This is a genomic window from Kribbella speibonae (assembly GCF_004331375.1).
GTDB lineage: Bacteria > Actinomycetota > Actinomycetes > Propionibacteriales > Kribbellaceae > Kribbella > Kribbella sindirgiensis.
This window is the reverse complement of sequence record NZ_SJKC01000002.1, coordinates 498,897-519,692: the sequence shown is the minus strand read 5'-3', so window position 1 is coordinate 519,692 and position 20,796 is coordinate 498,897. Positions and strand designations below refer to the sequence as shown.

Annotated in this window: 25 protein-coding genes; 18 read left to right on the top strand and 7 right to left on the bottom strand. The window is 68.7% G+C overall.

The genetic code is table 11. From position 1 onward, the window contains the following. The first annotated feature begins 18 nt into the window (after window positions 1-18). Window positions 19-474 carry a GNAT family N-acetyltransferase gene (locus E0H92_RS15875; protein WP_131496776.1) on the top strand — a complete coding sequence of 152 codons (456 nt, stop codon included), beginning with the start codon at window positions 19-21 and terminating at the stop codon, window positions 472-474. Here E0H92_RS15875 and E0H92_RS15870 read toward each other — a convergent pair. From E0H92_RS15870 to E0H92_RS15850, 5 genes are read right to left on the bottom strand one after another with little or no spacing between them, the layout of a single operon-like run. Next, on the bottom strand, window positions 471-1,397 hold the full coding sequence (locus E0H92_RS15870) for a neutral zinc metallopeptidase (RefSeq protein WP_165549806.1): 927 nt from the start codon (window positions 1,395-1,397) through the stop codon (window positions 471-473). The two genes, E0H92_RS15875 and E0H92_RS15870, sit on opposite strands and share 4 nt — an antisense overlap. Window positions 1,398-1,439: 42 nt before the next feature. Next, a complete protein-coding gene (locus E0H92_RS15865) occupies window positions 1,440-2,603 on the bottom strand; it encodes an acyl-CoA dehydrogenase family protein (protein WP_131496774.1) in 1,164 nt (387 codons plus the stop codon). Window positions 2,604-2,657: 54 nt separating this feature from the next. Beyond that, on the bottom strand, window positions 2,658-3,143 hold the full coding sequence (locus E0H92_RS15860) for an NUDIX domain-containing protein (RefSeq protein WP_202873657.1): 486 nt from the start codon (window positions 3,141-3,143) through the stop codon (window positions 2,658-2,660). Then, on the bottom strand, window positions 3,140-3,715 hold the full coding sequence (locus tag E0H92_RS15855; protein WP_131496773.1) for a DUF1707 SHOCT-like domain-containing protein: 576 nt from the start codon (window positions 3,713-3,715) through the stop codon (window positions 3,140-3,142). Before E0H92_RS15855 ends, E0H92_RS15860 begins: the two co-directional genes overlap by 4 nt. Window positions 3,716-3,736: 21 nt before the next feature. Beyond that, entirely contained in the window at window positions 3,737-4,432 is a 696-nt protein-coding gene (locus tag E0H92_RS15850; protein WP_165549805.1) for a type 1 glutamine amidotransferase, read from the bottom strand. A 79-nt stretch (window positions 4,433-4,511) separates the two neighbouring features. Here E0H92_RS15850 and E0H92_RS15845 point away from each other — a divergent pair, with 79 nt between their 5' ends. From E0H92_RS15845 to E0H92_RS15825, 5 genes are all read left to right on the top strand, one after another. Then, window positions 4,512-5,345, top strand: a complete 834-nt coding sequence (locus E0H92_RS15845; protein WP_165549804.1) for an FHA domain-containing protein — start codon at window positions 4,512-4,514, stop codon at window positions 5,343-5,345. A gap of 17 nt (window positions 5,346-5,362) precedes the next feature. Continuing rightward, on the top strand, window positions 5,363-6,574 hold the full coding sequence (dxr, locus tag E0H92_RS15840) for a 1-deoxy-D-xylulose-5-phosphate reductoisomerase (RefSeq protein ID WP_131467859.1): 1,212 nt from the start codon (window positions 5,363-5,365) through the stop codon (window positions 6,572-6,574). Further along, complete coding sequence (locus tag E0H92_RS15835; RefSeq protein WP_131496770.1) at window positions 6,571-7,878, top strand: M50 family metallopeptidase; 1,308 nt, start codon at window positions 6,571-6,573, stop codon at window positions 7,876-7,878. Before dxr ends, E0H92_RS15835 begins: the two co-directional genes overlap by 4 nt. Window positions 7,879-7,884: 6 nt before the next feature. Continuing rightward, complete coding sequence (gene ispG, locus E0H92_RS15830) at window positions 7,885-9,033, top strand: flavodoxin-dependent (E)-4-hydroxy-3-methylbut-2-enyl-diphosphate synthase (protein ID WP_131467863.1); 1,149 nt, start codon at window positions 7,885-7,887, stop codon at window positions 9,031-9,033. Between the two features lie 227 nt (window positions 9,034-9,260). Then, complete coding sequence (locus tag E0H92_RS15825; protein ID WP_131496769.1) at window positions 9,261-9,809, top strand: nucleosidase; 549 nt, start codon at window positions 9,261-9,263, stop codon at window positions 9,807-9,809. A 39-nt stretch (window positions 9,810-9,848) separates the two neighbouring features. Here the strand turns inward: E0H92_RS15825 and E0H92_RS44170 are convergent, their stop codons facing one another. Continuing rightward, window positions 9,849-10,019 carry a hypothetical protein gene (locus E0H92_RS44170; protein ID WP_165549803.1) on the bottom strand — a complete coding sequence of 57 codons (171 nt, stop codon included), beginning with the start codon at window positions 10,017-10,019 and terminating at the stop codon, window positions 9,849-9,851. Between the two features lie 75 nt (window positions 10,020-10,094). Between E0H92_RS44170 and E0H92_RS15820 the strand changes: the two genes are divergently transcribed. The 4 genes from E0H92_RS15820 to trxA are packed head-to-tail and all read left to right on the top strand — an operon-like array spanning window position 10,095 to window position 13,229. Continuing rightward, on the top strand, window positions 10,095-10,862 hold the full coding sequence (locus E0H92_RS15820; RefSeq protein WP_131496768.1) for a cyclase family protein: 768 nt from the start codon (window positions 10,095-10,097) through the stop codon (window positions 10,860-10,862). Beyond that, complete coding sequence (locus tag E0H92_RS15815; RefSeq protein ID WP_131496767.1) at window positions 10,859-12,469, top strand: thiamine pyrophosphate-binding protein; 1,611 nt, start codon at window positions 10,859-10,861, stop codon at window positions 12,467-12,469. The genes E0H92_RS15820 and E0H92_RS15815 overlap by 4 nt, the downstream gene beginning before the upstream one ends. A gap of 60 nt (window positions 12,470-12,529) precedes the next feature. Then, window positions 12,530-12,916, top strand: a complete 387-nt coding sequence (locus E0H92_RS15810) for a MerR family transcriptional regulator (protein WP_131496766.1) — start codon at window positions 12,530-12,532, stop codon at window positions 12,914-12,916. Next, window positions 12,891-13,229, top strand: coding sequence for a thioredoxin (gene trxA, locus E0H92_RS15805; protein ID WP_131496765.1), 339 nt, complete (start codon window positions 12,891-12,893; stop codon window positions 13,227-13,229). Before E0H92_RS15810 ends, trxA begins: the two co-directional genes overlap by 26 nt. On the opposite strand, the gene E0H92_RS15800 is transcribed toward trxA, so the two are convergent. Continuing rightward, a complete protein-coding gene (locus E0H92_RS15800; protein WP_131496764.1) occupies window positions 13,226-13,588 on the bottom strand; it encodes a VOC family protein in 363 nt (120 codons plus the stop codon). The genes trxA and E0H92_RS15800 overlap by 4 nt on opposite strands. 55 nt (window positions 13,589-13,643) lie before the next feature. Between E0H92_RS15800 and E0H92_RS15795 the strand changes: the two genes are divergently transcribed. From E0H92_RS15795 to E0H92_RS15760, 8 genes are all read left to right on the top strand, one after another. Next, window positions 13,644-13,808, top strand: coding sequence for a ribbon-helix-helix domain-containing protein (locus tag E0H92_RS15795; protein WP_131496763.1), 165 nt, complete (start codon window positions 13,644-13,646; stop codon window positions 13,806-13,808). Continuing rightward, entirely contained in the window at window positions 13,805-14,437 is a 633-nt protein-coding gene (locus E0H92_RS15790) for a VOC family protein (protein WP_131496762.1), read from the top strand. The genes E0H92_RS15795 and E0H92_RS15790 overlap by 4 nt, the downstream gene beginning before the upstream one ends. Further along, entirely contained in the window at window positions 14,434-14,916 is a 483-nt protein-coding gene (locus E0H92_RS15785; protein WP_131496761.1) for a GNAT family N-acetyltransferase, read from the top strand. Before E0H92_RS15790 ends, E0H92_RS15785 begins: the two co-directional genes overlap by 4 nt. An 18-nt stretch (window positions 14,917-14,934) precedes the next feature. After that, the gene (locus E0H92_RS15780; protein ID WP_165549802.1) at window positions 14,935-16,182 is read left to right on the top strand and encodes an MFS transporter; all 1,248 of its coding nucleotides are present in this window, start codon (window positions 14,935-14,937) and stop codon (window positions 16,180-16,182) included. 49 nt (window positions 16,183-16,231) lie between these two features. Next, entirely contained in the window at window positions 16,232-17,056 is an 825-nt protein-coding gene (locus E0H92_RS15775) for a GNAT family N-acetyltransferase (protein WP_131496759.1), read from the top strand. A gap of 93 nt (window positions 17,057-17,149) precedes the next feature. Further along, window positions 17,150-18,448: a M14 family zinc carboxypeptidase gene (locus E0H92_RS15770; protein WP_131496758.1), complete on the top strand. Its 1,299-nt coding sequence runs from the start codon at window positions 17,150-17,152 to the stop codon at window positions 18,446-18,448. Window positions 18,449-18,472: 24 nt separating this feature from the next. Next, window positions 18,473-18,841, top strand: coding sequence for a DoxX family protein (locus tag E0H92_RS15765; protein WP_131496757.1), 369 nt, complete (start codon window positions 18,473-18,475; stop codon window positions 18,839-18,841). 89 nt (window positions 18,842-18,930) lie between these two features. Continuing rightward, entirely contained in the window at window positions 18,931-20,694 is a 1,764-nt protein-coding gene (locus E0H92_RS15760; protein WP_131496756.1) for a proline--tRNA ligase, read from the top strand. Window positions 20,695-20,796 lie beyond the last annotated feature (102 nt).

The window sequence follows — 20,796 nt, the reverse complement described above, 5'->3', positions numbered from 1 at the left end:
CGCGCCGACGTCGACAAGATGGTCGGCGCGCTGGAGGGCGAACCGTGGGCGCAGCACCACATCCGGGCTCGTTGGGACATCCAACAGTCCGACGGCGGCGTGTACCTGCTCGCGCGGCGCGACGGCGAGATCGTCGGGCAGACGATCCTGCTCCGGCGGTCGAAGTACGACGAGGTGCGCGCCGACGCGGATCCGGCCGAGATCAACGCGCTGCACGCGGAAGTCCCGGGACAAGGCGTCGGTACGGCGATCATTCGCGCCGCGGAGGCGATCGCGGCGGGGGAGTGGAACCGGTCGGCGATCGGGCTGGCCGTGGAACCGGACAACCACCGGGCGTGGGCGTTGTACGAGCGGCTCGGGTACGAACCGTGGGCAGGGCCCCGGGTGCTCGACCACTGGACGGAGCAGGCGGCGGACGGGACCGTCGTACGCACGCACAACGATCCGTGTGAGTACCTGCTGAAGACCTTCTAGGCGACGCTGGCGGCCGATGCGGTGAAGGTGTTGCAGGCGGCCGGCGTACCTGTGTCGAAGCCGCGGCGCGTCCAGCGGCTGTGGCTCTTGCTGCTGCCGTGGTCGCGCTGCGTGCCCCACTCGTCGCCACGGTGGCTGATGGTCCAGAGCCAGCGCTGCCGCCACGAGCCGGCGACAGGGAAGTAGTTCCGGTCGGCGCCGAGGTAGACGCCGCTGAGGCACGACGCCTGGAGTTCGATGCGCCGGCTCTCCAGCAGCGGAGCGTCGACGCCTTTCAGGTAGCTCGTCCGGGTTGCGGAGGCGTCGCTGATGCCGATCAGATGCTGAATGTGGTGGCCGTACTCGTGGGCGACCAGGTGCGCCATCGTCGTGCGTGCCCAGAGCTTGTTGTACCTGCGGTAGTTGTCGATGTCGAACGTGGCGTTCATCGAGATCGTGCCGCTGCCGCAGTACGCGGCGGAGTCCTGGACGTCGCAGAGGGTGCGGGTCTTGCCGGTGAAGACGTCCAGACGCGGCGGCAGGAACGTGAAGCCGGCTTTCTCGATGACAGGCTTCCAGACCTTGTCGAGGCAGCGGATGTACTCCGTGTAGTACCTCCGCACGTTCGCGACCGAGGTCGGCCGGACCGACGGCTCCTTGCAGCGCGAGGCGGGCAGCCGGCCGACGCGGTAGAGCGGGTTCTGGGCGACGACCCGCTGCTTCGCGGCGAGCAGCTGAGCGACCGGGTCGACAGTCCGCGTCGCGCTCGCTTTCGAAGGCGTGGGCGGTGGCGTGGGCGTTGGCGTAGGTGTGGGAGTGAGGGCCGCCAGCGTCCCACCAGCAGTGGGTACGTCGTCACTCCCGCCGGCCTGGCGTACGACGACGAACCCGACGGCCGCGAGGACGACGACAACAGCAGTGACCAACCCAGCCCGCGCATTCACCCGCGGCAGCCTAGCCCCGCGCGGGCCGAGCGGATACAGCCGTCAGCGGAACGCGGACTGCCCGGTCAGCGCCTGACCGATCACGAGCTGGTGCACCTCGGACGTCCCCTCGTAGGTGAGGACGGACTCGAGGTTGTTGGCGTGCCGCATGATCGGGTACTCGCCGCTGATGCCGTTCGCCGCGAGGATCGTGCGGCATTCGCGGGCGATCGCGATTGCCTCACGCACGTTGTTCAGCTTGCCGACCGACACCTGCTCGGGCCGCAGTGTGCCCTTCTCCTTCAGCCGGCCGAGGTGGACGGCGAGCAGGATGCCCTTGTTCAGCTCGACCGCCATGTCGGCCAGTTTCGCCTGCGTCAGCTGGTACGCCGTCAGCGGCTTGTCGAACACGATCCGCTCGCCGGCGTACGCGATCGCGGTCTCCAGGCAGTCCCGCGCCGCGCCCATCGCGCCGAAGATGATGCCGAACCGGGCCTCGTTCAGGCAGCCGAGCGGGCCGGACAGGCCGCGCGCCTCGGGCAGCATCGCGGACTCCGGCAGCCGTACGTCGTCGAGCACCAGCTCGGACGTGACGGATGCGCGCAGCGACATCTTCTGCTTGATCTCCGGCGCCGAGAACCCGGGCGTCGACGTCGGTACGACGAAGCCGCGCACACCGTCGTCGGTCCGGGCCCAGACCACCGCGACGTCGGCGATCGAGCCGTTGGTGATCCACATCTTCGAACCGTTCAGAATCCAGTCGGCGCCGTCGCGGCGCGCGTTCGTGCGCATGCCGGCCGGGTTCGAGCCGAAATCAGGTTCGGTCAGCCCGAAGCAGCCGATCGCCTCACCCGCGGACATCCGGGGCAGCCACTCGGACTTCTGCTCCTCGCTGCCGTACTTCCAGATCGCGTACATGGCCAGTGAGCCCTGCACGGACACCAGCGACCGCATCCCCGAGTCGGCCGCCTCGATCTCGAGACAGGCCAGCCCGTACGCGACCGGGCCCAGGCCGGCGCACCCGTACCCGGTCAGGTGCATCCCGAGGAACCCGAGCGCGCCGAGCTCCTTTGCCAGCTCCCGCGCCGGAATCGCCCCCGCCTCGAACCACTCCGGCAAGGACGGCCGCAACCGCTCATCCGCAAACCGCCGCGCAGCCCCCCGAACATCAACCTCCTCCGCACTCAGCAAGGAGTCGACATCCACCAGATCCAACGAAGCACCCATGTGCTCACGCTAACTGGTGGAGGCCGCGACGCGGTGGTGTGGAAGGCCACACCACTATTTCAGGATCAGCGTCCCGTCGAACGCGTCCAGATCAGCCAGCGTCTCCTGGTACACCGGACGAAGCTCAGGCAGCTCGTCGCGCGCGAAGAACCGGGCGGCACTTGTCTCGTCGGTCCGAGCGACCAGGGAGCCACTCCAGCGATCGACCCGGAACACCACTGCGAACATCTGGTGCTCGCCCCCGAACGCGTTCGTGAACCAGTACCGCGGACCGGTGTAGAGAGCGATCGGGGTCGCCGCCTCGACGACCAGGCCGGTCTCCTCGTGCACCTCGCGAACCAGCGCGTCCCAGATCGACTCGCCCAGTTCGAGCCCGCCGGCCGGCATGACCCAGGTGCTGTCGTCGGAGCGGCGGACGAGGAGTACGTCGCCTGCGTCGTTGACGATCACGGCCCGCGGGCCGGGGGTGATGAGGCGCTGTGTGCCGACGTGCCGGCGGAGGTTTCCGACGTACGACTGCTCGAACGGGAGCGACCTCACTTGCGGTACCAGGGCCACCACCAGTGGCGTTTGCGGGGGTGGCGGACTACGACGCTGGCGTGGTGGGCCTTGCCGGTGACGTGGAGGCGGACTCCGCCGGGGCGGGGGGCTACGGCTTTGTTCTTGGCGCTGCTGTGGTTGGCCTCGACCTGGTCGATGTCGACACTCCAGCCTTCGGGGATGACCATCACCACCGAGCTGTGGATGGCCTGGGCGTCGACGTAGATGTCGGTCCACTGCACCAGCGCGTCGGTGAAGTCGAGCTTCACGGAGGAGTGTTCCGCGATCGCGGTCAGCCGTTCGGGGACAGTCCAGGCGCCTTCGCGCTTCTGCGCGCTGTGCCGGGCCCGCAGCGTCAGCTCCTGGGAATTGCCATGGGCGACCGGCACCAGGTCCGCGGTGGCGTTGCGGAGCTCGAGCTGGGTCTTGGCCGAATAGATCTGCGTCAGCCGCTCGTCGAGTTCCTCGAAGTCCAGCCGCCCGTCGGTGTGCGCCTCCTGGACCACGGCGGCGGCACGCTCACGGTCGTTGTCGGATGCCCGGTGGTTGGGCGGCGGCTGCTCCAGACTCATGCCCCATAAGGTAACGCCGCATCAGCCGACGAGAGACAGGAACCGCCCCACCACTGTCGACCACGTCTTCTCCAGTTCGACGGCGTACCGCTCCGCGTCCGCCACCACGGTGTCCCGGTCGAACCCGAGAGCCTGCAGTCGGTCCGGCGACCATCGCCGTACCCGCTCCGCTTCCACCTCCGGGTGGAACTGCACACCCCAGCTCTGGTGCCCCAGTCGCAGCATCTGGTTCGTGCACCGCTCGCTGGACATCAGCAGCACAGCATCGGATGGCAGCCGCGTGATCTGGTCCTGGTGACTCTCCACGGCCCGCACCGTCGACGGCAGTCCAGCCAGCAGTACGTCGTCCGCAGCGGCCGGGAGCACCGTCAGCGAGGTCACACCCTTCTCAGGCTGCCCGTACTTTCCCTGCACCTCCCCGCCGAACGTGTGCGCCAGTAACTGCGCCCCGAGACAGATGCCGAGCACAGGTACCTGTCCGTGCGCCTGACGCAGCAGTGCACGCTCTGCCGGCAGCCACGGCGACCGCTCGTCCTCGTCCGGCAGCATGCCGCCGCCGAGCAGGATGAGCCCCGCATGACCGTCCACGCTCCCGGGTACGGGTTCACCGTCCCAGGCCCGGACGACGACCGGAGAGATGCTCCGGGCGCCCAGCCAGTCCAGCAACCGGCCGGGGCCGCTGTCACGGTCGTTCTCGATGATCAGCACAGAAGTCACTCGGCCACGGTACGGCGGCACACCGAGCTGCGGCGTACCGGAGCAGGGATTCCGGGATACTGATGCACTGGGGGTGTCGATGGGACCTGTCAGCGGATTCGTGCGGGCTGTTGTCGGAGATGTGGCCTTCATCTTCAGCAAGGGCATGGTCAGCGCGTACCTGCTCGCCCGCCGCAACGGGTGGCCGCGGCCGCAGCTCGACGTACTGGTGCGGTCACACGGTCAGTACGTCCCGCTGGCCATTCCGACCGGCACAGTGCCCGCCGTGGACCGCCTGGTCGGGCTGGACGAGTTCCGGCCGGCTCCGCTGATCACAGTCGAGTTCACGCCGGGTGACACCGGCGCCGAGGCCCATCTCACGGCCAACAGCCCCGTCCTGATCACGATCACCGACGTGACCCACCGCGAGTACGACGCCGTAGTACTGACCACGTCGCTCGGCGCAGCGGCGTACGCACAGCTGCCGCCGGGGTACTACCACGTCTCCGCCGTCGTCATCGACGAGTACGGCGACCTATTGCAGGGGTACGGCGCTCAGCACAACCTGCATGTGGACAAGGGCGACGACCTGATCGTCTCGCTGTCGATTCGGACCGCCGGCGTGACGGAGATCGCAGAAGCCCTGGAGACCGGTCCACAGCCCGCACTGGTCGGGCTGGACGGTGACGTCGTACCGCTGCTCGACCTGGCCCGGATCGGCCGCGCATCGGACTGTGACCTGATCCTCGACCGCCCGGAGGTCAGTCGGCACCACGCGGAGCTGCTGCGGATCGACGCGACCAGCTACGAGCTGCGGGACCTGGGGTCCACCAACGGGACGCAGGTGAACGGCGTACCGATCGAGACCGCGATGGTCACCCACGGGGACGAGATCCGGCTCGGAGCGCTCCCGTTCCGACTACTGCTCGCCTGACCTGGAACAATGGCGCCGTGAACCCGCGTAGCGTCGTCATCCTCGGCTCCACCGGCTCGATCGGTACCACGGCGCTCGAGCTGATCGGACGGAACCGGGACCGCTTCCGCGTCCTGGCCCTGTCCGCCGGCGGCGACAACGTCGCGCTGCTCGCGGAGCAGGCGCTCGAGTTCGGGGTCGAGGTCGTGGCGGTGGCCAAGGCGACGGTCGCGCAGGACCTGCAGCTGGCGTTCTACGCCGAGGCGCAGCGGAAGGGGTACGCGCAGGGCGAGTTCCGGATCCCGAAGATCGTCACCGGGCCGGACGCCGCCGGCGAGCTCGCGGCGCTGCCGTGTGACGTAGTCCTCAACGGCATCAACGGGTCGGTAGGTCTGCACGCGACGCTGGCCGCGCTGGACGCCGGGAACACGCTGGCGCTGGCCAACAAGGAGTCGCTGGTGATCGGCGGGCCGATCGTGACCCGGCGGGCGAAACCAGGCCAGATCGTCGCGGTCGACTCCGAGCACAGCGCGATCGCCCAGTGCCTGCGCGGCGGTACGCCGGACGAGGTCCGCAAGCTGCTGCTGACCGCGAGCGGGGGCCCGTTCCTCGGCCGGCCGCGGAGCGAGCTGGAGACTGTGACCGTCGAGCAGGCCCTGGACCACCCGAACTTCGCGATGGGGCCGGTGGTCACGATCAACTCGGCCACGCTGGTCAACAAGGGGCTCGAGCTGATCGAGGCGCACCTCCTGTTCGGGATCCCGATGGACCGGATCGACGTGGTCATCCACCGGCAGCAGGCGATCCACTCGATGGTCGAGTTCTTCGACGGCTCCACGATCGCGCAGGTCGGCGTACCGACGATGACGGTGCCGATCGCGCTCGCGCTGGGCTGGCCTGACCGGATACCGGACGCTTCGCCGCCGTGGAACTGGGCCGAGGCGAGCACCTGGACGTTCCAGCCGGTCGACGACGCGGCGTTCCCGGCGGTCCAGCTGGCCCGGGAGGCGGGGACCCGCGGCGGGACCGCTCCGGCCGTCTTCAACGCGGCGAACGAGGTCTGTGTGCAGGCCTTCCGGGACGGCCGGCTGCCGTTCACGGGGATCGTCGACACGGTGGCCCGGGTGGTGACCGATCACGACGTACCCTCGTATGAGGAACTGTCCGTCGACGACGTGCTCGCCGCGGACGCGTGGGCCCGACAGCGGGCTCGTGAGATCACAGGCGTACAGGAGACCCAGCAGGCATGAGTGTGCTTCTCACCATCCTCGGCATCGTGGTGTTCGTGCTCGGGGTGCTGATCTCCGTGGGGCTGCACGAGATGGGCCACATGCTCCCGGCGAAGGCCTTCGGGATGAAGGTCACGCAGTTCTTCGTCGGCTTCGGGCGGACCGTGTGGTCGTTCAAACGCGGCGAGACCGAGTACGGCATCAAGGCGATCCCGGCCGGCGGTTTCGTCCGGATCATCGGGATGATGCCGCCCGCCAAGGGCCAGGACCCGACGAAGGTGCGCAAGGCCAACACCGGCCCGATCCAGTCGATGGTCGAGAACGCGCGCACCGCGGAGTACGAGACGATCTCGCCCGAGGACAATGGCCGGCTCTTCTACCAGAAGGTGTGGTGGAAGAAGCTGATCGTGATGGCGTCCGGGCCGCTGGTCAACGTGCTGATCGCGGTCGTGCTGTTCACCGGGCTGTTCACGATCTACGGCGACAGCGTGGCGCAGACCACGATCTCCACCGTCACCGACTGCGTGATCCCGGCCGACCAGGCGTCCGCGAACCGCAAGTGCCAGGACGGCGACAAGGTCTCGCCGGCCAAGCAGGCCGGGTTCCAGGTCGGCGACAAGATCGTCGCGTTCAACGGCACCACGATCACCAGCTGGGACCAGCTCACCCCGCTGATCCGCGCGAACACCGACAAGCCCGCCACGATCGTTGTCGAGCGCAACGGTCAGCAGCTGACGCTGAAGACCAGCACGATCATCAACCAGGTCCTGGACAAGCCCGGGTCGGACAAGTACGTGTCGGTCGGGTTCCTCGGGGTCTCGCCGGAGAGCAAGGTCGAGCGGCAGAGCGTCGGCTACGCGCTCGACAAGATGGGCGGCTACACAGTCAGCACCATCCAGGCCCTCGGCCGGTTCCCGGAGAAGCTGGTCGGCGTCGCCAAGTCGATCGTCGGCGGCGAGCGCGACCAGGACAGCCCGATGAGCGTCGTCGGCGCCAGCCGCGTGGCGGGCGAGATCGCGTCCAGCGACCTGAACGTCGGCGCGAAGGCGGCCACCCTGATCCTGCTGCTCGCCTCGCTGAACCTGTTCCTCGCCCTGTTCAACTTCATCCCGCTGCTGCCGCTGGACGGCGGCCACATGATCGGCGCGATCTGGGAAGGCATCCGGCGCGGCCTCGCCAAGCTGTTCGGCCGGCCGGACCCCGGGTACGTCGACGTGGCCCAACTGCTCCCGATCGCGTACGTCGCGGCGAGTGTGATCGTGGTGATGGGCGTACTGCTCGTCATCGCCGACATCGTGAACCCCATCAAGCTGTTCAACGGATAAGGAAACATGAGCATCAACCTCGGCATGCCTGCCTTGCCGCCCCCAACCCTCGCGCCGCGCCGCAAGACCCGCCAGATCAAGGTGGGCAAGGTGCTCGTCGGCGGCGACGCGCCGGTCTCGGTGCAGTCGATGACGACGACCAAGACGCACGACGTGAACACGACGCTGCAGCAGATCGCCGAGCTGACAGCGGCCGGGTGCGACATCGTCCGGGTCGCGTGCCCGCGGCAGGAGGACGCCGACGCGCTCGCGGAGATCGCGCAGCACTCGCAGATCCCGGTGATCGCGGACATCCACTTCCAGCCGGGCTACGTGTTCGCCGCGATCGAGGCCGGGTGCGCCGCCGTACGGGTGAACCCGGGCAACATCCGCAAGTTCGACGACCAGGTCAAGGAGATCGCGCAGGCCGCGAAGGACCACGGTACGTCGCTGCGGATCGGGGTGAACGCGGGATCGCTGGACAAGCGGCTGCTGGAGAAGTACGGCAAGGCGACGCCCGAGGCGCTCGTCGAGTCGGCCGTCTGGGAGGCGTCGCTGTTCGAGGAGCACGACTTCCACGACTTCAAGATCTCGGTCAAGCACAACGACCCGGTCGTGATGGTGCAGGCCTACGAGATGCTCGCCGAGCGCGGCGACTGGCCGCTGCACCTCGGCGTCACCGAGGCCGGGCCGGCGTTCCAGGGCACGATCAAGTCGTCGGTCGCGTTCGGCGCGCTGCTGTCCAAGGGTATCGGCGACACGATCCGGGTCTCGCTGTCCGCGCCGCCGGTCGAGGAGGTCAAGGTCGGCCTGCAGATCCTGCAGTCGCTGAACCTGCGTGAGCGCAAGCTCGAGATCGTCTCCTGCCCGTCCTGCGGCCGCGCCCAGGTGGACGTCTACACCCTGGCCGAGCAGGTCACCGCCGGCCTCGAGGGCATGGAGGTCCCGCTCCGCGTCGCCGTCATGGGCTGCGTCGTCAACGGCCCCGGCGAGGCCCGCGAAGCCGACCTCGGCGTCGCCTCCGGCAACGGCAAGGGCCAGATCTTCGTCAAGGGCGAGGTCATCAAGACCGTCCCGGAATCCGCCATCGTCGAGACCCTGATCGAGGAAGCGATGCGCATCGCCGAAACCATGGAGACGACAGAACCCGGCGAGCCCACCGTCAGCGTCAGCTGACCAGGAGCAGCCCGTGAAGGTGCGCGAAGACCTCGACTGGGTGCAGGCAGCGGGTATGCGGCAGGGCTTCTCGCGGCCGAAGGAACTGCAGCTCGACAGGTAGTGCACCGATGAGACGCTGTACGCGTGGACACGTTCACGCTCAGGTGCACTACCCCGCCGCCTCGCACATCCTGTCCAGCTGCAGACCACGCACACGCGTCACACGAGCCAGATAACCTTCGCGGGTGACTGAGTATCTGGTTGTCAGTGCTGTTGCTGGTGAAGCGCGGTATGTGCCTCAGACGATTCCCGTGGTGATCACGGGCGTCGGTAAGACCGCCGCGGCGGTCGCGGTCAGCCGGGCTCTCGCGGCGCGGGACACTGCGGATCTCGTGGTCCTGAACATTGGCACCACAGGTGCGTTGCGTGATGGGCTGTCGGGGTTGTTTCTCCCCAGCACAGTCATCAACCACGACGTGAACGCGGAGGCGGTTCGGGCGATCGGGCTGGATCCGCGGGACGAGCTGCAGGTTGCCGGTGGGGACGGGACGGTCCTGGCGTCGGGGGACGTGTTCGTGACGGATCCCGTCGTACGGGCGCGGTTGGCGGAGCGGGCGCACCTGGTGGACATGGAGGCGTACGGCGTCGTCTACGCGTGCCAGGAGTACGGCGTACCCGTCCGCGTCGTGAAGCACGTATCGGACTCGGCCGACGAGGCAGCGTTGGACTGGCCGGCCCTCGTAGACGCCAGCGCGAAGGTGCTGGGCGAGTGGGTCAGCGAGAACGCTCGCTGAGCCACTCGAGTACGGCGATCTCGCGGGCCAGCCAGCGCATCACTCCCACGCCGCTGTCCCGCACGGATCGCCGGGGAACTTGTAGGCGCCGTGCCGTGAGGTGAGCAGGAGCAGCTCGGGGTCGCGGAACAGCGCTCCGCGGACGGCGGTTCGTTCGATGACTCGGCCGCCTGGCGAGAGGTTGGGTGCGCGGAAGATCCCCAGTTGCATACGGGTCATTCTGGACGGGGTCTGGGGTGGCGGCCTAGCGTCAGGGGTTCGTGAGGGAGTCGGCTGGAGGTTTGTATGTCGGTTTTGTCGGGGCTGGTTGCTGCGCTGGCCGATGGGTCGGTTGAGGTGGTGGATCTGACGTCGCCGTTGTCGGCTTCGACTCCGGTGATTCAGTTGCCGCCGGAGTTCGGGCAGACGGCGTCGTTCGCGCTGGACGAGATCAGCAGGTACGACGAGCGCGGGCCGGGGTGGTACTGGAACAACTTCACCAGTGGCGAGCACACCGGTACTCACTTCGACGCACCGAACCACTGGGTGACCGGCAAGGACCTCGCCGACATCGCCTCGGTGCCGGCGCGGAAGCTGATCGCGCCGGCGGTCGTGCTGGACTTCACCGCAGAGGTCGCGGAGGATCCGGACTTCCTGGTCGAGGTCGATGACATCAAGGCGAAGGACGTCCCGCTGCCAGCCGGTGGCTGGTTGTTCGTCCGTACGGGATGGGACGCGCGGTCGCGTTCGCAGGAGGCGTTCCTGAACGCCGACGAGAACGGACCGCACACGCCGGGCCTGTCGCCCGAGTGCGCGCGGTGGGTCGCGGAGGAGTCGCCCGTACTCGGTCTGGGCGTCGAGACCGTCGGGACCGACGCGGGGAAGGCGCACTCGTTCGATCCGCCGTTCCCGTGCCACTCGTACCTGATGGGCAGCGACAAGTACGGCCTGACCCAGTTGCAGAACCTCGCCGAGCTGCCGCCGACCGGCGCCGTGGTGATCGCCGGGCCGCTGCCGATCGTGGGTGGTTCCGGCTCGCCCGCCCGGGTGCTCGCGCTGGTCGAACGCGGATGAACGTCGCGGTCGCCGTCGGCCGGGCGTTGACGGCGGCGGGCGTCCGCCAGGTGTTCGGCGTGGTCGGGTCCGGAAACTTCCACCTGACGAACGCGATGGTGGCCGCCGGTGCGCGGTTCGTCGCCGCGCGGCACGAGGGCGGCGCGGCGACGATGGCGGACGCGTACTCACGGATGAGCGGCACGGTCGCCGCGCTGTCGGTCCACCAGGGATGCGGTCTCACCAATGCGATGACCGGGATCGCCGAGGCGGCGAAGAGCCGTACGCCGATGCTCGTGGTCGCGGCCGAGGTCACCGAGCCGCGGTCGAACTTCTACGTCGACCAGTACGCGCTCGCCCGTTCGGTCGGTGCGGTGCCGGCGCGGATCACCTCGGCGGAGACAGCGGTCGCGGAGGCCCACGCAGCGGTGGCGACCGCGGTACGCGAACGCCGAACGGTAGTGCTGAATGTTCCGCTTTCCCTGCAGGCGTTGGAGTCTGCGGAGCCAGCGACGCAGCCGATGCCCTCACGCGATCCCGTCGTACCGGACGCGGCCGAGGTCGCCGCGCTGACCAACCTCCTGCGGCGGGCGGAGCGGCCGGTGTTCGTCGCGGGGCGCGGCTCTCGTGGCTGCCGGCATGTCCTGGAGCAGCTGGCGGAACGGTGCGGCGCGCTGCTCGCGACGTCGGCCGTCGCGCACGGCCTGTTCCGCGGCAACCCATGGGATCTCGGCATCTCCGGCGGCTTCGCCTCGCCCCGTACCGCCGAACTGATCCGCGGCGCCGACCTCGTCGTCGGCTGGGGCTGCGCGCTGAACATGTGGACGATGCGGCACGGTCAGCTGATCGGACCCGACGCGACCGTGGTGCAGGTCGACGACGACGCGTCCGCGCTCGGTACGCACCGCGAGATCCAATTGGGTGTCACGGGCGACGTCGAGCTCACCGCCACGCGAGCGCTTGCGTCGTACGGCGCACAGCACGTGGGTTATCGCACCGCTGAACTTGGAAGCGTGTGGTGGAGGGATGTCGCGTTCGACGACGAGAGCACGGGGGAGCGGATCGACCCCCGGACGTTGAGCATCGCGCTCGACGACATCCTCCCCGCCGAACGAGTGATCGCGGTCGACTCCGGCAACTTCATGGGCTACCCGAGCGCGTGCCTGTCGGTGCCGGACGAGAACGGGTTCTGCTTCACCCAGGCGTTCCAGTCGATCGGGCTCGGGCTTGCCACCGCGATCGGTGCCGCGCTGGCGCAGCCGGACCGGTTGCCGGTCGCCGTACTCGGTGACGGCGGTGCGCTGATGAGCGCCGCGGAGCTCGACACCGTACGCCGGCTCGGCCTGCCGATGCTGGTGGTCGTGTACAACGACGAGGCGTACGGCGCCGAGGTGCACCACTTCGGTCCGGGCGGGCATCCGCTGGAGACTGTGACGTTCCCGCCGACGGATGTCGCCGCGATCGGGCGGGGGTACGGCTTCGAGGCCGCGACCGTGCGCACCGCCCAAGATCTGACCGCGGTCGAGGACTGGCTGAACGGGCCGCGGTCGGCGCCGATGCTGGTGGACGCCAAGGTGGTCGCGGAGCATCCGTCGTGGTGGCTCGAGGAGGCGTTCCGCGGACATTGACTATCCTGGCTTGACCTTGACCCTGGGGGCAAGGTTTAGCGTCGGGGTGAAGGAGGCGGGATGCGGATCAGCGATCTGGCGGCCGAGGCCGGTGTGACGGTCAAGGCGGTGCGGTACTACGAGTCGCAGGGACTGCTCAAGCCGCGCCGGGAGGCCAACGGGTACCGGTCGTACGAGCCGGACGACGTGGTCGTGGTGCGTGAGGTGAAGGCGTTGCTGAGCCTCGGGCTGACCGCGGAGCAGACGTATCCGTTCATCGAGTGCCTGCGGGCCGGGAACGCACGCGCGGACGTGTGCCCGGCGTCGCTGACGGCGTACCGGAGCCGGATCGAGGAAGTGGACCGGCGGATCGCCGAACTGACCGATCTGCGGGTGCGGCTGACCGACCTCCTGACCGATGCCGAATCCTGGAGGACGAACGATGGCCGACCTGCTGACTGTGGATGAGAACACCTTCGACGAGCTGGTACTGCGCTCGGAGAAGCCCGTACTGGTGGACTTCTGGGCGCAGTGGTGCCCGCCGTGCCACCAGATCGCCCCGGTCCTCGCCCAGATCGGTGCCGAGCGCAACGATCAGCTGACCGTGCTGAAGCTGAACTCCGACGAGAACCCGGCGATCTCCGCCCGCTACCGGGTGATGGCGCTGCCCACCCTGATCCTCTTCCATCGCGGCGAGATGATCTGGTCCGTCGTCGGCGCCCGCCCGAAGGCCAAACTCCTGAAGGACATCGACGAGGCTCTGCTGACCGCGGTCGGCTAGTTCGCCGTGCAGAGCTCGACGAGTACGCCGTGCGGGCCGGCGATGTAGGCGATCGTGCCCCAGTCGGCTTCGGTGGGTTCGAGCGCGATCTTGCCGCCGCGGCCGCGGATCTCCTCGACGTCGGCGCGTACGTCGTCGCTGCTGAAGTGCAGCAGCGTCCCGCCGTGCGCGCCGAAGTCGTCGACCATCGCGCCGGTGTGCAGCGCGATCGTCATCGCGCCGGCCTTCACCTCGGCGTACCCGTCGCCGGCGTCGCCGGAGACTTCCAGACCGAGGACTCCGGTGAAGAAGTCGGCGATCTCCTGGTTCTTCTCGCGGCTGTCCGTCAGTAGGCCGAGGTGGTCGAGGCGGAGGTTCATCGTCGGGCTCCCTGAAGATTGACGGCTGGCTGTCTAGGATGCTAGCAATATAGCCATGGCGGACGCTAGCGGCAAGAAGGTGCAGTTCAACGTGTATCTGCCGCCGGAGCTGGTGCGGCGGGTGAAGCACAAGGCGATCGACGACGGGGCGAGTCTGTCCGCGCTCGTCGAGCAGGCGCTGGGGGAGTATCTCGACAAGCATGGGGAGGCCCGGGGATGAGCACAGTGATCAGGCCGTTGCGGTTCACACCGGACGTCGAGGCGATGCGGGCGTTCCTGGAGAGATTGGGGCTGCGATCGCGGATCGAGTCCGAGCGCGGGGGATGGGTCGACATGGTGGCCGGGCGCGGGATGGTCGCGTTGCACGACGCGGCGTCGAGTTCGACGGGCGGGCAGCCTGGTCAGACGACCTTGTCGTTCGAGGCGGACAAGCTCGACGAGTTGAAGGATCGGTTGGAGCAGGTGGGGTTCGTGGACGCGACGGTGTTCGACGAGGCATATGGCCGGGTGTTGTCGGTCAGTGGTCCTGAGGGCGTTGTGATCTGGGTCGACGAGCGCAACGACGACCTGTACGGGTACAAGCTGCACAACGCCAGCCCGGACGAGCGCTGGTCGGTCACGCCGTACCTGACCGGAGCGGACGAGGCGCCCTGGCAACGGTTCCTCGGCGCGATCGGTGTGCAGGAGGCGGTCCGCTTCGGGCCGGCGGACGGAGACTTCACCGTACGGCTCGACCTGACCACGACCGAGGACCTGGACGACGTGCAGGCCCGCGTCGGGGGATCGCGGACCGAGTCCGGTCTGGAGATCCAGGACCCGGACGGCCGGCTCGTGGTGGTGCACGGATGATCGTCGTACGTCGTGCCGCGCCGGACGATGTCGACGCGATCAGACACATCGGCCTCACGACCTGGCCGGTGGCGTACGCCGGGCTGGTGTCCGACGAGTTCATCGCCGACGGCCTCGCTCAATGGTGGTCGACGCAGGTCGTCGAGTACGGCATCAAGAACGGCATCACGCTGGTCGCGGTCGACGGCGACGAACTCGTCGGCATGACCGGGCTCGGCCGCGAGGACGACTTCTGGGTGATGTGGAAGCTCTACGTGCTGCCCGACCATCATGGCAAAGGCGTCGGCAAGGCCCTCCTGGACGCGGCGATCGCGGCCTTGCCGGAAGGTACGCCGGAACTCCTGCTGGACGTGCTCGTCGCGAACGAGCAGGCGATCGGCTTCTACCGCTCACAAGGATTCACCGAGTCGGAGCGGACGCCCGACCGGGACCTCGGCGTCGAATTGATGTGGATGAGTCTTGACCTCGACCGGACCTGAACTTGCAGGATGCGCCACATGACAACAGGGCGTCTGCGGGACGATCCGGATTTCCGGCGGTACTGGCTGGCGCGTGCGCTGTCGATCACCGGGTCGATGGTGACGGCGATCGCGTTGCCGGTGCTCGTCTACCGGCTGAGCGGGTCGACGGTGCTGACCGCGGTGGTGACCGCGCTGGAGTCCGCGCCGTACCTGCTGACTGGTCTGTTCGCGGGCGCGCTGGCGGACCGCTGGAACCGGCGGCGCACGATGGTGACCGCGGACGCCGTCAATGCGGTGCTGGTCGGCTCGGTGCCGGTCGCGCATCTGCTCGGTGTGCTCACCGTCGTCCAGGTGCTGATCGTCGCGTTCACCGTGCAGGCCGTCTACACGTTCTTCGACGGCGCGAACTTCGGCGCGCTGCCTGTCCTCGTCGGCCGCGCCCGGGTGGCGCAGGCGAACTCCGCGGTGTGGACGGCGTCGAGCCTGATCGAGTTGCTCGTCCCGCCGGCGACCGGTCTGCTCCTCGCCGTCCTCGATCCGGCCAGTCTGCTCACGCTCGACGCGCTCAGCTTCGCGGCGTCCGCGTTCGCCGTCCGCGGGATCGTGCGGGCGATGTCGGAGTCCCGTGACGGGCAGCCGCCATTGCGGCCGAAGGTGATCCTGAACGACATCGGTGACGGTCTGCGCTTCCTGGTCCGGCATGCGGGCGTGCGCACGATGACGATCATCGGCAGCGTGCAGTCGTTCGCCGGCGGCGGGTTCATGGCGCTGATCGTGGTGTGGTGCGACCGCGTCCTGGACATCGGTACGTCGGGAGTCCGCTTCGGGCTGGTCTGGGGTGTGTGGGGGATCGGCGGGCTGATCGCCGCGCTCAGCCTCCCGCGGTTGCTGAAGCGGATGCCGCCGGCGGCGATCACGCTGTACGCACTGCCGGTGTCGGCGTTGCTCGGTGTGCTCTCGCCGTTGTCGCCGAACTGGATCGTGGCCTCGCTGGCGTTGCTGGTCTGGGGATCGGCGTACGTGCTGGTGATCGTGAACGCGGTGTCGTACCGGCAGCAGGTCACGCCGGAGAACCTGCTCGGCCGGGTCAACACAGCGGGCCGGATGCTGTCCTGGGGTGTCGGGTGGACGTTCGGGTCGGTCGTCGGCGGGCTGCTCGGCAACGCGTTGGGGCCGCGGACCGGGATGGTGCTGATGGGGTTGTTCGGTTGCGCCGGCGTGGTCGTCGCCTGGACGTCGCCGCTGCGCCGAATCGCCGCGGAGCACGAGCCGCAGGTCGCCTGACGCGGCCCCGTTGCATACGGAGTCGTCGATCATCCGCTAGGTTCTGCGCGTGGGCGTACGGGTTCTCGGTCCTCGTGACCTCGCGGCGGCGCGTGCGGTCATCGCCCGTGATCCGGTGGTGAACGTGTTCGTGGACAGCCTGGTGCAGGCGTCCGGACTCGACCCGCGACGCGGTGCGGAGGTCTGGGGGTACGTCGAGAAGGGCGCGCTCGAGGCCCTGTGTCACGCGGGCGGGAACATGGTGCCGGTCGGCGCCGGCGACGCGGCGCTCCGGGCGTTCGCGGCGTACGCGATGCGCCGGGGGCGGAACTGTTTCCAGATCCTCGGGCCGGCTGGCGCGGTCGACCAGCTGTGGCGCATTCTCGAGCCGCACTGGGGACCGGCCCGTGAGGTGCGTGACGACCAGCCGTTCATGGTGATCGAAGGGCCGCCGAGGACCGCACCGGATCCGCTCGTCCGCGCGGTCGAGCCGGTCGAGCTGCCGATCCTGTACCCGGCCTGCGTGGCGATGTACACCGAGGAGGTCGGCGTACCGCCGCAGACCGGGCCGGACGGGACGTTCTACCGGTCGCGGGTCGCGGAGCTGATTCGGGCCGGGCGTGCGTTCGCGCGGATCGAGGACGGGCGGGTGGTGTTCAAGGCCGAGGTCGGTTCGGTCGGATCGGGTGTGTGCCAGATCCAGGGCGTGTGGGTCGATCCGGAGTACCGCGGCCGCGGGCTCGCCGCGCCGGGGATGGCGGCGGTGGTCGAGCTGGCCCGGCAGATCGCCCCGGTCGTGACCCTTTATGTGAACGCCTTCAATCTGCCGGCGCGGGCGGCGTACGAGCGCGTCGGGTTCCGGACGATCGAGACGTTCGCGACGATTCTGTTCTGATACTGCGTGCTCTCCGTGATGGAGGCGTGACCCGCGGTCGGGTTGGCTGGACGTTCTGCGCCGCGCCGCCCCAGCGGAAGGAACCTCCTCAGCATGCGAAAGCTTGCCGTTTTTCTGTGCAGCTTTGCCCTCGTCCTCACCTCGTCGACAGCGTCCGCCGCTCCACCGGACATCGCGTACTACACACTGCACGTGCCTGCCGGTATGACGGTCGACGACCTGATCCGGGACGGGTACGACATCGACCACGCGCACGGCGACACCGCCACGGTCGTGGCCACGCCGACCGACGTACGCCGGTTGCGCGCGCGAGGCGTCGTACTGGACAAGACCGGCGACGTGTACCACCCGGTGCCGCGGACCGAGCCTGGCGAGGCGACGTACTACGGCGGGTACCACACGACCACGGGACACGAGGAGCACAACGCGGCCGTCGCCGCGGCGCACCCGGACCTGGTGAAGCTCTACGACATCGGCGACTCGTGGAAGAAGGCGCAGGGACAGGGCGGGCACGACATCCAGGCCCTGTGCATCACCAAGCTCGCGACCGGCGACTGCGCCCTGAACAGCACCGGGAAGAAGCCCAAGTTCGTTCTGCACACGCAGATCCACGCGCGCGAGATCGTGACCGGCGAGATCGCTTACCGGTGGATCGACCTGCTCGTCTCGTCGTACGGCGTCGACCCCGAGCTCACCGCGCTGCTCGACACCCGCGAGCTCTGGGTGGTGCCGATCGCGAACCCGGACGGTGTGGACGTGGTCGCGTCGAGTCCGACCCGTCCGGTGCTGCAGCGGAAGAACGTCGACGACAGCGCGGGCGGGTGCCCGGCGTCCGACGCGGGAGTGGACCTGAACCGCAACTCGTCGTTCCAGTGGGACGTTGACCAGGGCGGTCCGTGCGATGAGACGTACCCCGGCGCTAAGGCGTTGTCGGAGCCGGAGACCGAAGCGATCCAGGGCCTGCTGGACACGGTCTTTCCCGACACCAAGGGCGATGTGGACGACCCCGCCGCCGCGACCACGACCGGGGTCTTCCTGACGTTGCACAGCTTCGGCAACGACATCCTGGCGCCGTGGGGCTACACCAACACGGACGCGCCGAACAAGGCCGCCTTGGTGGCTCTGGGCAAGAAGATGGGCGAGTTCACGGGCTATCCGGTGTCGACCGGGGACGGCGGGGTCGGGTACTTCGCCCCGGGAGCGACCGACGACTGGTTGTACGGGACGCGCGGCGTGCCGTCGTACACGTTCGAGATCGGACCGGATTCGGGGACGTGTGCGGGATTCCTGCCGGAGTATTCGTGCGTTTCCTCCACGTTCTGGCCGTTGCTGAAACCAGCGTTGGTTTATGCGGCCAAGGCTGCTGCTGCGCCGTACGGGCAACTGCCGTGATTACTGTCGGGTAAGCTCCGGCGCATGTCGCGGAGCAAGAGCACCACCGGCTTGGCCGTTCTGTTCGGCGTTCTCGGCACTTTGCATTTCGTGAAGCCGGAGCCGTTCGAGCAGATCGTGCCGAAACCGCTGCCCCGGAAGAAAGAACTCGTGTACCTGTCCGGGGCGGCGGAGCTGGCCTGCGCGGCCGGACTGCTGCACCCGCGGACCAGGCGGTTGGCAGGGCTGGCCAGCGCCGGGCTGCTGGTCGCGGTCTTCCCGGCGAATGTCCAGATGGCCGCCGACCTGCGGAAGAAGGGGTCCCGGACGGCGCTGACGATCGCGTACGCGCGGTTGCCGCTGCAGATCCCGTTGATCCGCTGGGCGCTGAAGGCCGCCCGCGAGTCGCGCTGACCCTGTGGATAACGTGGTGAGAGCAGGTCCGGCGGGCAGATATCCTCTGTGACGTCCTGTTTTTCGATTTTGCACGCTTGGAGACTCCCGTGATTTTGCGTATGTCGTCGTTGTTCCTCCGCACCCTTCGCGAGGACCCGGCGGACGCGGAGGTCCCGAGCCACAAGCTGCTCGTCCGCGCCGGCTACATCCGGCGGGCCGCGCCCGGTATCTACACCTGGCTGCCGCTCGGCCTGCGGGTGCTGCGGAACGTCGAGCGGATCGTCCGTGAGGAGATGGACGCGATCGGCGCGCAGGAGCTGGTGTTCCCGGCGCTGCTGCCCCGCGAGCCCTACGAGGCCACCGGCCGCTGGACGGAGTACGGTCCGAACATCTTCCGGCTGAAGGACCGCAAGGGCGCCGACATGCTGCTCGGCCCCACGCACGAGGAGATGTTCACCCTGGTCGTGAAGGACCTGTACTCGTCGTACAAGGACCTTCCGCTGTCGATCTACCAGATCCAGAACAAGTACCGCGACGAGGCGCGGCCGCGGGCCGGCGTGCTGCGCGGGCGCGAGTTCGTGATGAAGGACTCGTACTCCTTCGACGTCGACGACGACGGCCTCGCCGCGTCGTACGAGAAGCACCGCGAGGCATACATCAACATCTTCGATCGCCTCGGCTTCGACTACGTGATCGTCAAGGCGATGTCCGGCGCGATGGGCGGCTCGCGGTCCGAGGAGTTCCTGGCGATCGCGGAGAACGGCGAGGACACCTTCGTCCGTTCCCCGGGCGGGTACGCCGCGAACGTCGAGGCGGTCGTGGTGCCGCAGTCGGCGGCGCTCGACGCGTCCGGCGTACCGGCCGCCGAGGTCGTGGACACCCCGGACACGCCGACCATCGACACGCTCGTGGAGGCGATGAACGCCAAGCACGCGCGCACCGACGGCCGCGAGTGGACCGCCGCGGACACGTTGAAGAACGTGCTCGTGATGCTGGTGCACCCGGACGGCGCCCGCGAGCCGCTCGCGATCGGCGTCCCCGGGGACCGCGCGATCGACGAGAAGCGGCTCGGCGCGCAGGTGGAGCCGGCCGAGGTGGTCGCCTTCGAGGAGGCCGACTTCGAGAAGTACCCGTCGCTGGCGAAGGGCTACATCGGCCCGGGCGTGCTCGGCAAGGACAACACCTCCGGCATCCGGTACCTGCTCGACCCGCGCGTGGCCGAAGGGTCCGCGTGGGTGACCGGTGCGGACAAGTCCGGGTTCCACGTCGTCAACCTGGTGCACGGCCGGGACTTCACGGCGGACGGGACGATCCAGGCCGCCGAGGTCCGTGACGGCGACCAGGCGCCCGACGGTTCGGGTGTGCTGGCGACGGCGCGCGGGATCGAGATGGGCCACATCTTCCAGCTCGGCCGCAAGTACGCCGACGCGCTCGACCTCAAGGTCCTCGACCAAAACGGCAAGCTCGTCACGGTCACCATGGGTTCGTACGGCGTCGGCGTGACCCGCGCGGTGGCCGCGATCGCCGAGGGCAACCACGACGAGCTCGGCCTGGTCTGGCCGCGGGAGATCGCGCCGGCCGACGTGCACCTGGTGGCCACCGGCAAGGACAAGGAACTGTTCGCGAAGGCTGCCGAGCTGGCCGCCGAGCTGGAGTCCCGGGGCCTGTCGGTGATCTACGACGACCGCGAGAAGGTGTCGCCCGGCGTGAAGTTCAAGGACGCCGAGCTGATCGGCGTACCGACCATCGCCGTGGTCGGCAAGGGCCTCGCCGACGGCACGATCGAGGTCAAGGACCGCCGTACCGGCGACCGCGCCGACGTCCCGGTCGCCGACGTCGTCGACCACCTGGTCGCAGCCGTCCGCGGCTGACGGATCGGCTCATCCGGCCCCGTTCCCCTCGCAGGGAGCGGGGCCGGACTATTTTCTTCGGCACTTGATGTCGAGGACCGTCGATCGGCTCCGATCCCGGGA

Bases quoted from the DNA above. Each gene is read 5' to 3' on its own strand.
- E0H92_RS15875 (WP_131496776.1), top strand. From the start codon at position 19: ATGGTCGGCGCGCTGGAGGGCGAACCGTGGGCGCAGCACCACATCCGG.
- E0H92_RS15800 (WP_131496764.1), bottom strand. From the start codon at position 13,588: ATGAACCTCCGCCTCGACCACCTCGGCCTACTGACGGACAGCCGCGAG.
- trxA (WP_131496765.1), top strand. From the start codon at position 12,891: ATGGCCGACCTGCTGACTGTGGATGAGAACACCTTCGACGAGCTGGTA.
- E0H92_RS15845 (WP_165549804.1), top strand. From the start codon at position 4,512: ATGGGACCTGTCAGCGGATTCGTGCGGGCTGTTGTCGGAGATGTGGCC.
- E0H92_RS15790 (WP_131496762.1), top strand. From the start codon at position 13,805: ATGAGCACAGTGATCAGGCCGTTGCGGTTCACACCGGACGTCGAGGCG.
- E0H92_RS15835 (WP_131496770.1), top strand. From the start codon at position 6,571: ATGAGTGTGCTTCTCACCATCCTCGGCATCGTGGTGTTCGTGCTCGGG.
- ispG (WP_131467863.1), top strand. From the start codon at position 7,885: ATGAGCATCAACCTCGGCATGCCTGCCTTGCCGCCCCCAACCCTCGCG.
- E0H92_RS15855 (WP_131496773.1), bottom strand. From the start codon at position 3,715: ATGAGTCTGGAGCAGCCGCCGCCCAACCACCGGGCATCCGACAACGAC.
- E0H92_RS15770 (WP_131496758.1), top strand. From the start codon at position 17,150: ATGCGAAAGCTTGCCGTTTTTCTGTGCAGCTTTGCCCTCGTCCTCACC.
- E0H92_RS15820 (WP_131496768.1), top strand. From the start codon at position 10,095: ATGTCGGTTTTGTCGGGGCTGGTTGCTGCGCTGGCCGATGGGTCGGTT.
- E0H92_RS44170 (WP_165549803.1), bottom strand. From the start codon at position 10,019: ATGCAACTGGGGATCTTCCGCGCACCCAACCTCTCGCCAGGCGGCCGA.
- E0H92_RS15785 (WP_131496761.1), top strand. From the start codon at position 14,434: ATGATCGTCGTACGTCGTGCCGCGCCGGACGATGTCGACGCGATCAGA.
- E0H92_RS15815 (WP_131496767.1), top strand. From the start codon at position 10,859: ATGAACGTCGCGGTCGCCGTCGGCCGGGCGTTGACGGCGGCGGGCGTC.
- E0H92_RS15765 (WP_131496757.1), top strand. From the start codon at position 18,473: ATGTCGCGGAGCAAGAGCACCACCGGCTTGGCCGTTCTGTTCGGCGTT.
- E0H92_RS15795 (WP_131496763.1), top strand. From the start codon at position 13,644: ATGGCGGACGCTAGCGGCAAGAAGGTGCAGTTCAACGTGTATCTGCCG.
- E0H92_RS15780 (WP_165549802.1), top strand. From the start codon at position 14,935: ATGACAACAGGGCGTCTGCGGGACGATCCGGATTTCCGGCGGTACTGG.
- E0H92_RS15810 (WP_131496766.1), top strand. From the start codon at position 12,530: ATGCGGATCAGCGATCTGGCGGCCGAGGCCGGTGTGACGGTCAAGGCG.
- E0H92_RS15865 (WP_131496774.1), bottom strand. From the start codon at position 2,603: ATGGGTGCTTCGTTGGATCTGGTGGATGTCGACTCCTTGCTGAGTGCG.